This is a genomic window from Paenibacillus sp. MZ03-122A (assembly GCF_024213325.1).
In the GTDB taxonomy this organism is placed as follows: Bacteria; Bacillota; Bacilli; order Paenibacillales; family Paenibacillaceae; genus Paenibacillus; species Paenibacillus polymyxa_B.
In genome coordinates this window covers 129,971-141,924 of record NZ_JANAVI010000011.1, presented here as the reverse complement: position 1 = coordinate 141,924, position 11,954 = coordinate 129,971, and the positions used below count along the sequence as shown (strand labels likewise).

Annotated in this window: 14 protein-coding genes; 9 read left to right on the top strand and 5 right to left on the bottom strand. The window is 44.1% G+C overall.

Translation table 11 applies throughout. The annotated features are described in order from the left end of the window. Positions 1-117: 117 nt before the first annotated feature. Positions 118-1,005: a LysR family transcriptional regulator gene (locus tag NLX74_RS20600; RefSeq protein ID WP_235309420.1), complete on the bottom strand. Its 888-nt coding sequence runs from the start codon at positions 1,003-1,005 to the stop codon at positions 118-120. Positions 1,006-1,123: 118 nt separating this feature from the next. On the opposite strand from NLX74_RS20600, the gene NLX74_RS20595 reads away from it, so the two are divergent. Continuing rightward, positions 1,124-2,149, top strand: a complete 1,026-nt coding sequence (locus NLX74_RS20595; RefSeq protein WP_235309422.1) for a YeiH family protein — start codon at positions 1,124-1,126, stop codon at positions 2,147-2,149. A 240-nt stretch (positions 2,150-2,389) separates the two neighbouring features. Beyond that, positions 2,390-3,934, top strand: a complete 1,545-nt coding sequence (locus NLX74_RS20590; RefSeq protein WP_254329821.1) for a GH25 family lysozyme — start codon at positions 2,390-2,392, stop codon at positions 3,932-3,934. Positions 3,935-4,006: 72 nt separating this feature from the next. On the opposite strand, the gene NLX74_RS20585 is transcribed toward NLX74_RS20590, so the two are convergent. Beyond that, on the bottom strand, positions 4,007-4,273 hold the full coding sequence (locus NLX74_RS20585) for a DUF2642 domain-containing protein (RefSeq protein ID WP_025719729.1): 267 nt from the start codon (positions 4,271-4,273) through the stop codon (positions 4,007-4,009). Positions 4,274-4,441: 168 nt separating this feature from the next. Between NLX74_RS20585 and NLX74_RS25720 the strand changes: the two genes are divergently transcribed. Continuing rightward, positions 4,442-4,570 (top strand): hypothetical protein, encoded by a 129-nt coding sequence (locus NLX74_RS25720; RefSeq protein ID WP_013371969.1) that lies wholly within the window; start codon positions 4,442-4,444, stop codon positions 4,568-4,570. Positions 4,571-4,757: 187 nt separating this feature from the next. Here the strand turns inward: NLX74_RS25720 and NLX74_RS20580 are convergent, their stop codons facing one another. Next, positions 4,758-4,988 carry an LSm family protein gene (locus NLX74_RS20580; RefSeq protein ID WP_025719727.1) on the bottom strand — a complete coding sequence of 77 codons (231 nt, stop codon included), beginning with the start codon at positions 4,986-4,988 and terminating at the stop codon, positions 4,758-4,760. Between the two features lie 112 nt (positions 4,989-5,100). Continuing rightward, positions 5,101-5,766 carry a cupin domain-containing protein gene (locus NLX74_RS20575; protein WP_235309428.1) on the bottom strand — a complete coding sequence of 222 codons (666 nt, stop codon included), beginning with the start codon at positions 5,764-5,766 and terminating at the stop codon, positions 5,101-5,103. Between the two features lie 457 nt (positions 5,767-6,223). Here NLX74_RS20575 and NLX74_RS20570 point away from each other — a divergent pair, with 457 nt between their 5' ends. The 6 genes from NLX74_RS20570 to NLX74_RS20545 all read left to right on the top strand — a co-directional run bounded on the left by NLX74_RS20570 (position 6,224) and on the right by NLX74_RS20545 (position 10,819). Continuing rightward, on the top strand, positions 6,224-6,877 hold the full coding sequence (locus NLX74_RS20570) for a cell wall hydrolase (protein WP_235309430.1): 654 nt from the start codon (positions 6,224-6,226) through the stop codon (positions 6,875-6,877). 183 nt (positions 6,878-7,060) lie between these two features. Next, a complete protein-coding gene (locus tag NLX74_RS20565) occupies positions 7,061-7,411 on the top strand; it encodes a hypothetical protein (RefSeq protein ID WP_029517714.1) in 351 nt (116 codons plus the stop codon). A gap of 31 nt (positions 7,412-7,442) precedes the next feature. Next, entirely contained in the window at positions 7,443-8,429 is a 987-nt protein-coding gene (locus NLX74_RS20560; RefSeq protein WP_254329820.1) for a ketoacyl-ACP synthase III, read from the top strand. Between the two features lie 216 nt (positions 8,430-8,645). Beyond that, positions 8,646-9,179, top strand: coding sequence for a GNAT family N-acetyltransferase (locus NLX74_RS20555; RefSeq protein ID WP_061828477.1), 534 nt, complete (start codon positions 8,646-8,648; stop codon positions 9,177-9,179). Between the two features lie 133 nt (positions 9,180-9,312). Then, positions 9,313-10,416, top strand: a complete 1,104-nt coding sequence (locus NLX74_RS20550; protein WP_023989402.1) for a glycerol dehydrogenase — start codon at positions 9,313-9,315, stop codon at positions 10,414-10,416. 187 nt (positions 10,417-10,603) lie between these two features. Beyond that, positions 10,604-10,819, top strand: coding sequence for a hypothetical protein (locus NLX74_RS20545; RefSeq protein ID WP_165178361.1), 216 nt, complete (start codon positions 10,604-10,606; stop codon positions 10,817-10,819). A gap of 72 nt (positions 10,820-10,891) precedes the next feature. Here the strand turns inward: NLX74_RS20545 and NLX74_RS20540 are convergent, their stop codons facing one another. Beyond that, positions 10,892-11,923: a glycosyl hydrolase gene (locus tag NLX74_RS20540; protein ID WP_254329819.1), complete on the bottom strand. Its 1,032-nt coding sequence runs from the start codon at positions 11,921-11,923 to the stop codon at positions 10,892-10,894. Positions 11,924-11,954: the final 31 nt, after the last annotated feature.

Sequence of the window (11,954 nt, the reverse complement as noted above, 5' to 3'; positions counted from 1 at the left end):
CGGTAGATTACAGGCGACTGGCTGCTTAAACTTGAAAGGTGTTTTGATCCCTGTCTCACAAACGGGGGTCAGTCCCAAAGCACCTTAATGGGTGCTTTTTTTCATGGTTTCTGCACTTTACCTTTTCACATTATAACTTCGCAAAATCTCCAAAAAAGCGGTGCTTGCTTTCGTTTCAAATGTCGAAGAAGGAGTTAGGAAGGAGAATTTTCGAATGACCGGAAGATTATGAATATCCAGTACTTTTAATGTGCCCAGAGCAAGTTCCTTCTGAATGACCCATTGGGACAGCAAAGAAATCCCCAAGCCTGCTTCTACAGACTCTTTGATGATCTGTGTACTGCCAAAATTCATCATATGAGAAGGGGAGAACCGAAGCCGTGCAAACATCTTTTCAGCCGCTTCCCGGGTTCCAGAACCTTCTTCCCTCAGAATCCAGATGTCCTCTTGCAGCTCACTTAAATCCACTTGAGATTTACCCGCCAAACGATGATTTTGCGGAACGACGATATACATTCGATCATCAGCAAATGATTCAATGTGTAAATGGTCATGCTGAAATTCTCCTTCGATAATGCCTACATCCAGTTGATTATGGATCATGAGTTTTTCAATTTCCTGAGTGTTGCCGATGGTAATCGAGGGCTGAATGAGTGGATACTGGATTCTCATTTGCGCAATCACGTGCGGCAGCACATATTCGCCATATGTGTAGCTTGCGCCAATCGACAGGTTTCCTTTTGCCGTATGTATCAGCTCGTCCACCAAATATTGCATCCGTGTATGGAGACGGATAATCTCCTGAGCATGATGATACACAATTTCACCTGCTTTGGTTAAGCGCACATATTTATTACTACGCTCCAGGAGGCGGGTCCCTACGCTACGTTCCAGCGTTTGAATATATTGACTTACCGCTGGTTGGGTCATGTGTAACACCTCGGCAGCTCGTGTGAAGTTTTGTTTCTCCGCGACCCTAACAAATACGATTAAAGATTGGTCCAAAGCCCATTCCTCCAAATACGTCATATCTATTTACTTATTATCATTATTATAATGATTTATTTTTCTTATGACAAAAAACATATTAAGCTGGATGCATGTAGAATTGGAGGGGTTCACCATGAACAGTCATACACAACACACCAAATTATTTTCGAACAGAGGGCGATTATTCCAGCGTATATTTGGCATTATCTTCACGATGTTATTTGCTTTGGCAGGCTACGGCCTGAACGAATTGCCAGGTTTTCATTATGTAGGTCCATTGGCCGGTGCTATGTTTCTCGCTATTCTGTACCGACAGTTGTGGGGATACCCTGAAGCTGTGCGCTCGGGGGTTGAGTTTTCAGCAAAGAAAATACTACGTGGAGCGATTGTGTTATTTGGGCTGAAGCTGAACATGGATGTTGTCATTCATCATGGGTTGGGTTTACTTTTGCGTGATGTGGGCACCGTTGTATTTTCCATCTTTTTTACGGTTTGGCTGGCAAAACGTTTTAAGGCAGATGCTTCGCTTTCGCTTCTTCTTGGTATTGGAACAGGAGTTTGCGGTGCAGCAGCGATTGCAGCGGTTTCTCCCTTGTTAAAATCCAAAGATGAGGATACAGCCATAGGAGTAGGACTCATTGCCTTGGTTGGAACGGTATTTGCCATTTTGTTTACTGTGCTTCGTCCCTGGCTTCCTTTGACGGATATGCAATATGGAATCTGGTCGGGCATCAGTTTACATGAAATTGCACATGTGGCCTTAGCTGCAGCGCCTGCCGGACAGGATGCTCTTGCAATGGGTTTATTAGCCAAACTGGGGCGTGTTTTCTTACTCATACCGCTCAGCTTTGTTTTAATGGTTTGGATGAAACGAACTGGAAAAATTCGTACAGACGCTAAAGTGGAGTTTCCCTGGTTCCTCATCGGCTTTATGGCTACAAGTATTGTGGGTAGCTATGTTTTTGGGAAATATATTGTAGTTTCATCTAGTCTGACGAACGAAATTTCTCAAGTTACCACCTTTATGTTAACGATGGCTATGGTAGGTATGGGGCTGAATGTGAGCTTTAAGGCTTTGCGGGAGAAAGCAATGCTTCCCTTACTGGTACTATCTGTTACCTCGATCATTCTTATAGGGTTAACATTTTTAACAGTGTGAACATGAAGTATTCGTTTGGTGATAAGATTGCTAGTAAACTAGATTAATAAAACTGAAAAAAGCTCTGCTTGCTGTATAGCTGGCAGAGCTTTTTAGTACTTTTGTATGATAAGACTGAAATATGTACTGAATCAATCGTAACTTTTACCATATGATTCGCGTCTATCAAAATAGAGGTCCTGAGAATCATAGAGTGCAAGAATTTCATAAGCGAAAATATAGAGATTGGTAGGTTACATAATGAAGAAAATTTGTTTATTTGCTTTTTTGTTTCTGTTTCTACTAGCATTTCCAAGAGAAAGTCATGCTGCATCTTCGAGTTCACATCTTCAGTTGGATGGTAAAGATATAAGTGTTGGCAAAGGTGTTCAGATTCAAGAAGTAAAGGGGAATGTACTGGTTCCACTCCGTCTCATTGTAGAGGAATTGGGTTATAGCGTGAATTGGGAGTCGAAGACAGGGACCATAACTATACATAAGCAAAATCTTAACCTCAGTCTTCAGGTCAACAATCCCATAGCCTCTGTCAATGATCATCAAATGGGATTGGCTGTAGCTCCTTTGCTTAAAGAGGGGACGACTTATGTTCCGCTTCGCTTTGTATCGGAGCAGACAGGAATGAATGTGACCTGGAACAACGAGCTTAAAACCGTGTTCCTGACGACTCCTCCTACTTCAAGCGGCAATAGCGAGTCCACTCATGATCATCCTACTACTCCAGCTGTAAGTAATCCTAAAGAGAGTGCGCGCACGGCTATAAACCAAATTAGCTTCGCTAATCACCAATTAACTATAACTGTTAATGGAAAAGTAACCCCCAAAGTAACCACGTTGACTCATGCAGACCGTATTGTTGTAGATATACCGGATACAAAGTTTGCTGAGGAATTTCCATCCTCGCAATCATTTAACAATGGTGGACAAGGAAGGTTTTCAGTCACAGAAGATCCAGATGTTTCCCAAGTAAGATACTCCATGTTTAGTACAAACCCAGCCTCGGTACGCATCGTGGTCGATCTTAATCAGAGTACACCCTTTCATGTACTCAATGCGGATGATGGTAAGGTGGTTATAGCGTTGGATCAGCAAACAGAGGAGCCATCAACTACCGAGAACGTTATACCTACCATACCTGTTGTACCTGAGATTTCTTCCGATGGACACGCGCAAGGGATTGACGTCTCACACTATAATGGCAATATTGATTGGCAGCAAGTGGCGGCGGCAGGCAAGACATTTGCTTTTATTAAAGCTACAGAGGGCACAAAATATCAAGATAATCAATTTTTAGTAAATGTGCAGGGTGCCAGAGATGCTAACATCCTGGTTGGCGCTTACCACTTTTTGAACGCTACTACTGCGGATGGAGCTCGTCAGGAAGCAGCTAATTTTGCCAGGGCTATAGATTCAGCAGGAGGCAGGCTGGATTTACCCCCTGTGATGGATTATGAAAATAACCCCAAAGGTCTTACTCCTGCACAAATTAGTGAAGTGGCGCATGCTTTTTTGGATGAAATGGAGAGGCTTACCGGGCGTCAGCCGATCGTATACACGGGCAATGTCTTTGCTTCCAAGTTTGATCCTACATTTTCTATGTATAAGCTGTGGGTAGCCCGATACAGCACTACGCAAAAGCCGACCGCAGTCCCAGCTTGGAATAGCTGGTGGGCTTGGCAGTACAGTAGCACAGGCAGTGTTCCGGGTATTCAAGGCCAAGTCGATTTGGATGAATACAACGGAACGATAGATGAACTCCGGGCTTCACTGGCAGGAGAGCTTGATTAGCATAATCAACGTTATAATCAATCCTCGCGAATCCGGAATAGGATCTGCGAGGATTTTTAATGTCTAATTTGTTTAGTTGGGCATGATCCATACGATTTCGCTGATTCGAACAAAGAATTTTTTTCCGTATACATCTAAAATGACATGATCAGGCTTACAATCCACTACACATCCATCAATTCTGCCACGTGTGGTCTCAAGTACAACGTACTTGCCGATCACCGATTTTAATGTTTCTACGACGTACGGATCTACAGGGTGCACCACGACGTGGTGAGAGGTAGGATGGTGGGGGAAAGGTTGATTAACGTTGTAATTGAGCATTTGATTTGAATTCAATTGCTTCACTCCTTCAAGATTAGTTGTGTTATCCTATGCTCCTGCCTAGGAAAGGTGTAGGCTAATGCCCATCAGCAAAAACATTCATAACATTGCCGAAAAGCCCGGTCCGTAGGAAAGCTCAATACATAAGCTATGTTGTACCTTGAATTGAAGGAGGCAATGACCATGAGTGAATGTGAAAGAGGTTGTGGTGGCGGTTCAGTAGGGGGCTACCCAGGAGTATGGACATCGACAGGAGCTATTCTGGTACTGTTCATTCTGCTCGTTATCATTACGAAGTCTTTATGGGTTTAAAATGAACTGAGTAGCTTAACCCCCCATTGGTATATAACCGATGGGGGGTTAAGTGTATTAGAGGATGGAACGTATGTAAAACACCTCAAATAACAGCGTACAAGCCCTACACAAACTGTGCCGGGCTGGGCAGCTGTCATTTGAGTTACATTGGCATCTATAGACAGGAACGGACAATGGATCAGGATTAAATTAACGCAATCGCCAGCAGGGTGAACAGGCTCAAAGTTAAGATTTGATTCCCATACCCGTAGCCAGGATAAAAGGCAGACGTTTGTACACGTCCGTTCCGTTCTGTTTTTAAGTACACATTATTACGATCCACATCCATAATGGTTCCTTCGTACTGTTTTCCGTCAATGGTGAGAATACGCACCTTTTTATTCATGCAGTTCAAACAGTTGTAGTAAGCGTCCATTCCATCACCCCCTCTTATACATTGGCATTTTATGAGAGGGACGGTCTTATGGTAACGGCGAACATACAGGGAAAAGGTATTCCCTTCAACTTAAGACCTGACTAGAGTTAGCCTATTCTTGATAGGGATTAAAAGAGAAGCCGGGATATCCGTTAGTATAGGCGTAATCTCTTTGGGGGACGACCTGAGGGTGTGATGAAGCATCAGCAAGCCTTACATGTATCCCTGGTTTTCGGGGGGGCTGCTGCTTGCAGTCATTGGGAGGACCGATGATGACAGGTTTTTTAATAGGGGCGAGCGCTTCCTGAACCTTATTCTCATCCAGGCAGTAAGTATGAGCCAGAATGTTATTTGGCGTTAGGCGCAAAATGTCAGATCCCAGTATGAATTCAGGGGTCGGGGCATCAAAAATCGTCAACAAATGAGTGTTATCCATCGTGGCGACCAGATAATGCCACCATCCTTGAGGGACGTTAGCCACTTGGCCAGGTGTGATCGGAAAATGTCGTAACTCACGGGTAAAGGGGTTAATCAGTGACACGGTTACTGCTCCAGAGATGCAGTAGACCAGTTCTGTGGCATTTTGGTGATAGTGAGGCTCCACAACATTAGCAGTGCTGAGGCGAATATCCAGCAGCGATACATTTGCTAATGTATTCAGCTGCTGGATCGACAGCTCGTTGATCGAATTTTGAGCATCCTTCTGAAACAAAACATTGTCGCTTAAATCATAGGTGAATTGTACAGTAGGAGAGGTGTAATCCATATATGAATTCACGCGTCGTTTCCAGCCTTTCTGTTAATCAAGATTTGATGATCGTACGCTACCCTATGCATACGCCTATATATGTGTGCGCGCAAATATGATTTGAATTAGTAGAAATCAGGCTCCGATCCCGGGAAAGTTGAAGCGAAAAATAGCGAAAAAAGTCACGTATTCAAGTGTGGTCAGTACATGATTCATTGCTTTTAATACACGTCATCCCTTTAGGGATGGCGTTTTATTTGCTTGGGTAGTCTTAGGACCAGAGCCGGATGATACGTAAATGCGGCTTGTGGTATACTGCAACGGACGTGTGAAAGCTTGATTGTCCCATTCCGTATGTAGCCACGCGTCATTTCTGCAGCTAGGCATAAGTTATGTCATAAGAAACATCATCGGATAAACGTCCCTGAGTTGTACAGGCCGGAATGGTTGCACCGGACAGAACATGAAAGAGGAGGTTGTCTGGAATATGAAAAAATTATCTATTTTAATCCTGTCCTGCGCATGTATGTTAGGTACTGTATTGTCAGTCGCACCAGGACAAGCACAAGCACAAACGTCAGCTTTGAAGAAAGGGATTCAAAGCGAACGGGTGCTGGAGCTTCAACAGCAGCTTCATTCGCTCGGTTATTTCAAGGCTGGGTTTACTGGGTACTATGGTTCTCTGACCAGTAAAGCGGTGGCTCGTTTTCAACGAGATAATGGTCTGGCACCTGATGGAGTAGCCGGAGCGGCAACACAAGCCAAGCTGAAATCCTTCGGAGAGGTGCGCGTAACCGCGCTGGATCAACTGGCTCGTATCATTTATTCTGAGGCGCGCGGAGAATCGTTTGAAGGTCAAGTGGCTGTTGGCGCTGTCGTATTAAACCGTGTGCAGTCCGGCGAGTTTCCAAGCTCGATCCCGGACGTTATTTTGCAGCCTGGCCAATTCACCGCTGTACAGGATGGTCAATACCGCCTGAAACCAAACAAGACGGCATACCGTGCAGCCAGACAGGCACTTAATGGTGCTGATCCAACCAATGGGTCCTTGTTTTATTACAACCCGGCCATTGCCACAGCCAAATGGAGTAAAAGTCGCCCGGCTGTCATCTCACTCGGTCGCCATACGTTTACGAATTAATTGCAAATGAGAATACGCAAATTTCCAGCCGTCAGTTGCTTCTTCTAGGAGCAGTGACGGTTTTTTATATTCACAAATTTGTAATATTTTAGTGGCAATTTATCTGATTTAATATTAAAAATTCTACCTATTATTCCGATACTCTTAATAGACAAAAAAATGAAATCAAAGGAGTCTTTCTAAATGAGTCAACATCCTTACACTATCGAAGTCGATCAAGCCATGAAAACGGTACATATGGCGGTGAATGGAGTTTTTAGCCAGGAGGAGTATGATAGCTTTGTAAAAGATTATGTAGCCAAAACTTCATCCATTCAGGCGTCAAGCTTTACACTCAAGGTAGATTGTACCCAGATGGCACTTTTGGGTCCGGGAGAAGTGGAAAAATTGAAGGGCTCATTTGTACGTTACAAAGAAACTGGATTTGCCAAAGTAATCTTTGGCATCAGTCTTCAACAAACCATTATTAAAATGCAGCTTGGTCGAGTAGCACGTGAAGCAGGATTAAACAACGTAGATATTGTCGTACAATAATGCGCTGACGTATGTGTAAGGGGGAAACCTGATGAGCCATATCAAAATAAAAGCACTGGGTGTGTACCATCCGCCCCATTCGTTGGATAACGAATATTATGTTCGCCATTTTGACGAGCGGGGCAAAGATATTCGACGCTTCATGGAGCATATGGGTAGAAAACAGCGTTATATCATTGATGATCCGAACGAAAACGGCCTAACAATGGGAATTGCAGCTGCGCAAAAAGCTCTGGAACAAGCCGGTATGACAGGCCGTGATGTGGATATGATCGTGTTCTCCACTCAAGTTCCTGAGTCACTGTTTCCGATGAATGCCTTATTTGTTCACCAGGCGATTGGGGCGAGACATGATGTGGCCGTGATGGATTCCAACGCGAATTGTGCAGGGATGACAGTCGCTGTCGACCAAGCCAGTCGGTCGATGCTATCTAATCCTGACGTGCGGGCAGCCCTTATTATCGGTTCAGATTATAATTCACTCATTTCCGGTCCGGAGGATGAGATTACTTATGCGAACTATGGAGATGCTGCATGTGCGGCTATTTTGGAGCGTACAGAAGAAGACACCGGTTTTATAGATTCAATGTATTTTACGGACCCAGTCAATATAGATAAAATTTTGTACCCGGCTCAGGGGTTAGCGGCAACACTCCAAAGGAACGCCCCCGGAAAATATATTCAGTGGCTTCCGTTCGACGCCAATATGGCCTTACCTCCTACATTTGATCTGCTTGAACGCATTTTAAAAAAGAATGGGTTGACGCCTCAGGATGTACGGGCTTATTGTCTGTCTCAGTTCTCGTTAGCAAATGTATTGAAGATTCAGGATCACTTGGAGCTAGAGGATGCCCAAATGATTTATGTGGGTGATCGATATGGTTACACAGGTACCAGTAGCCCGTTCATTGCGCTATATGAAGGTATTGAATCGGATCGTATCCGGCGCGGTGATTATGTGCTGTTCTGGACGATTGGAGCTGGATACCAGCTGGTTGCTATGTTGTTTAAATATTAGTTATGCGAAGACCTTGCAGCTGTAAGGTCTTTTTTGTGTGTCACACAACGACAATTGTAATGATTTGGTTGTGTTATGTTTGATTGTTTTGTAAAATTTAAACATTGAATTAAAAGGGAGAGCTTATATTGCGGACATCGGATAGCATGACAATTATAACGGAAAACAGGGCACACAATTCATAATAGGAGCTGAAGAGTCATTAAGATCGAAAATTTGTTTTACGGGGAACGAATAAAACTGGCCGCAGTCAGGGAAGAAGATGCCGAAGTGATGTTCAAATGGGGTGAGGATGCGAAGTATCTGCGAAATGTAGATACGGATTTGGCGCTCCCCTACACGTTGAAACAGATGGAGTCAGAAGGATCTCCCCGCTCTAACGAGGTCTATTTTCGATTAAGAACATTGGCAGATGATGTCTTGATCGGATTTGTTGCTATCCACGGGATTGAGTGGAATAATCGCAGCGGACAGCTGGCAATAGGTATAGGTAATACGGACTACCGCGGCAAGGGCTTTGGGGCAGAAGCGGTACGGCTCATTCTTCGTTATGCGTTTTATGAGCTCAATTTGAATCGGGTCGGCTTGGATGTGATTGAGTACAATACACAAGCGATCCGAACTTATGAGAAGGCGGGGTTCCAGCTTGAGGGTAGAGTTCGTTCCGCTGTTCTTCGTGATGGTAACAGTTATGATCGTATCATGATGGGTATCCTGTATTCTGAATGGAGCTCGACTGTTCAAATATAATAGATACACAATTTGTTCATATAATATTCCATAATAAGCCTTTTAATAACGTGAAAAGAGGTTTATAGTTAAGGGGTCACATGCCCAAATCATTATTAATTTGAGTATGAGTCAAAGCTGAGGAGGAATTTACATGGCAAACGTTGTAAGGTCCGTTACTTCACCCAAGAAATTTATTTCTGGACAAAATCTACTCTCGTCGTTAAATGACTATATTAAGGATTATGGCGATAAAGCCTTTGTCATTTGTGATGAGTTCATACTTGAAAGGGCCCAAAAGGAGGCAGGTGCTTCGATTGAAGCAGCTGGTAACCAGGTGGTCTTCGAGAAATTTCAATATGAATGTACAAAAGAAGAGATTGATCGTAACCGCGAATTGGTGCGTAAACATGGTTCGAACATTATCATAGGGATTGGCGGGGGAAAAACATTGGATACCGCCAAGGCAACGGCTTATTATGAAAAGCTGCCTGTTGTTATTTTCCCAACGATTGCTTCTACAGATGCTCCTTGTACCGCGCTTGCGGTTATATACAAAAAAGATGGCTCTTTTGATGAATATCTGTTCCTGCCTACTAATCCAGACGTTGTACTGGCGGATACAGGCATCCTGGCAGCAGCGCCTGCACGTTTCTTTGCAGCTGGAATCGGTGATGCACTGGCCACTTATTTTGAAGCTCGTGCCTGCTATCAGGCCAATGGAGATAACCTGGTTCTGAACAAGCCTTCCACTACAGGACTGGGACTTGCTCGTCTTTGTTATGATACGTTGCTGGAAAATGCTGTGAAGGCCAAACGTGCTGTGGATCGTAAAGTATATACTCGTGCGGTTGAGGATACGATTGAAGCTACTATTTATCTGAGCGGTGTTGGTGCAGAATCAGGTGGATTGGCAGCAGCACATGCCATTCATAATGGCATGACGGCTGTTCCTTCGCTCCATAAAGCACAGCATGGTGAGAAAGTTACATTCGGTTTGTTAACCCAGCTAGTGCTGGAAAATGCACCGAAAGAGGAACTGGAAACCGTGATTAAACTGGTGAAGGATGTAGGCCTTCCGTTGACGCTTCGTGACTTGGGTGTAGAGGAATTTGTTGAGGCTGAATGGCGCCAAGTGGCTGAAGCTGCTTGTGCATCGAATGATACAATGGTCAACATGCCGTTCCCGGTTAGTCCTGCTGACGTGTACAATGCAATCATTGCAGCGAATGCAATAGCAGAATCCTATCAAGAATAGTTTCTTCCTAAATCACGAAAATGGGTTTACAAAAACGGGTCTGTCACATCACTGGCAGACCCGTTTCGTTTACGTGCACTAACTTGTGAAACAAAAGAAGGGTACCAGGGACTTATATCCTATCTTGTTCTAACCGATATACATGTAACAGGGAAATTAGGTTGGTTACACAGCAGGAGGAGATTTGATGTTGGTGCATGGTAGAACACGTAGGGGTAACTTGTACATCCATATGTCCAGCGGTTTTCACAAAATTGGAGATTATCGGGAAGAATATTCTGTAGCACCGGGTGATCGGCTGATGTCTAGACTGTCCAAGCGGATCTACACCATTGTATCCGTACATCTTGGTGAAGAGGCGTATGCCGATATTGATCTAGAAGAGGTTATCAGAAATAGTTAGAGAGCTTTATTTAGATTTAGTATAAAAAAAGCTTCCACTTTGCTCTTAGAGCGAAGTGGAAGCTTTTTTCTTTCAGCGGAGGGACTCATGAAGAAGGTCTCGTGTGATGATATTATTTTGGTTCATAAAATGTCTGATTGCTGCTTGTGAATTGGTTGCAGACAGCTCCTTTCCCCATGTCATGGCATAGGCCCAGGCTGGCTGGTTTTGCAGCACCTTCGCACTCGGCAGAATATCACTTTCTCCGATTCCCATAGGCTTGCCCTGCGCAAGCTTTAGTAATTCAGTGTAGTAGGAGGATTTATAATCATTATTATAGATATCAGCTGCAAGAATATCTACCCGGTTAATACCTGGGAAGGACAGATTATAGGAAGTGCTATATGCGTTTGGGGCATTGGGACTCCACACCCACAACAGGTTATTCAGATGATGGACATGAGTGAACCGATCATACATTAGATTCCACAACTTAGCGTAATTTTGCTTGTTCCCCCACCAAAACCAGTTGCCGTTCATCTCATGATAGGGTCTCCATAAAACAGGTACATCCGCGTCTCGTAAAGTCTTAAGGGACAGAGCCACCTCATCCAGATCGGCGATCAGTTGTTTATATTGCGGGGTACCCGGTGTGATGTAACGATTAAATTCAGCTTGAGTTATTTTTGCTTGTACATTTTTCCACGTTTTGGGTGTGCCCGGTAGCGCCTGATGGAAGGTAATAGCTACGATTCCGCCGTCCTGACTCCATTGGATAGCACTATTCACAACATGCTGACGTTGCTCTTGTAGGGCCGTACGGGACTGATTAGCTAATCCTCCAAACTCATAGCCGTGAAGTCCTGCGTATTGTCCGCTGATTTGTTGTAGCTTGTTATTTTGTTCATCCGGTGCCTCTAAGTAATCATGCTGCCCGGAAATTAGCATATCATCCGGTACATTAGATAGGTAGGCGAGTAATTGCTTAGCTTTGGTAGAGGCCTGAACATTAATTGGCGGGGCGGCATCGGCAACAATGAATGATTGCTGAGAGCCGCTGAAGAATAAAACAAGCATTAGTAGTAGCACCCTCTGTAACCAAAAGCGTGTTGAGTGAGATTTCATGGCGCTCCTCCTTTGATGCATGGTAATGGGA

What these genes read in the sequence shown, in the direction of transcription:
- NLX74_RS20595 (WP_235309422.1), top strand. Translation starts at nt 1,124, where the DNA reads ATGAACAGTCATACACAACACACCAAATTATTTTCGAACAGAGGGCGA.
- NLX74_RS20590 (WP_254329821.1), top strand. Translation starts at nt 2,390, where the DNA reads ATGAAGAAAATTTGTTTATTTGCTTTTTTGTTTCTGTTTCTACTAGCA.
- NLX74_RS25720 (WP_013371969.1), top strand. Translation starts at nt 4,442, where the DNA reads ATGAGTGAATGTGAAAGAGGTTGTGGTGGCGGTTCAGTAGGGGGCTAC.
- NLX74_RS20580 (WP_025719727.1), bottom strand. Translation starts at nt 4,988, where the DNA reads ATGGACGCTTACTACAACTGTTTGAACTGCATGAATAAAAAGGTGCGT.
- NLX74_RS20570 (WP_235309430.1), top strand. Translation starts at nt 6,224, where the DNA reads ATGAAAAAATTATCTATTTTAATCCTGTCCTGCGCATGTATGTTAGGT.
- NLX74_RS20565 (WP_029517714.1), top strand. Translation starts at nt 7,061, where the DNA reads ATGAGTCAACATCCTTACACTATCGAAGTCGATCAAGCCATGAAAACG.
- NLX74_RS20560 (WP_254329820.1), top strand. Translation starts at nt 7,443, where the DNA reads ATGAGCCATATCAAAATAAAAGCACTGGGTGTGTACCATCCGCCCCAT.
- NLX74_RS20550 (WP_023989402.1), top strand. Translation starts at nt 9,313, where the DNA reads ATGGCAAACGTTGTAAGGTCCGTTACTTCACCCAAGAAATTTATTTCT.
- NLX74_RS20545 (WP_165178361.1), top strand. Translation starts at nt 10,604, where the DNA reads ATGTTGGTGCATGGTAGAACACGTAGGGGTAACTTGTACATCCATATG.
- NLX74_RS20540 (WP_254329819.1), bottom strand. Translation starts at nt 11,923, where the DNA reads ATGAAATCTCACTCAACACGCTTTTGGTTACAGAGGGTGCTACTACTA.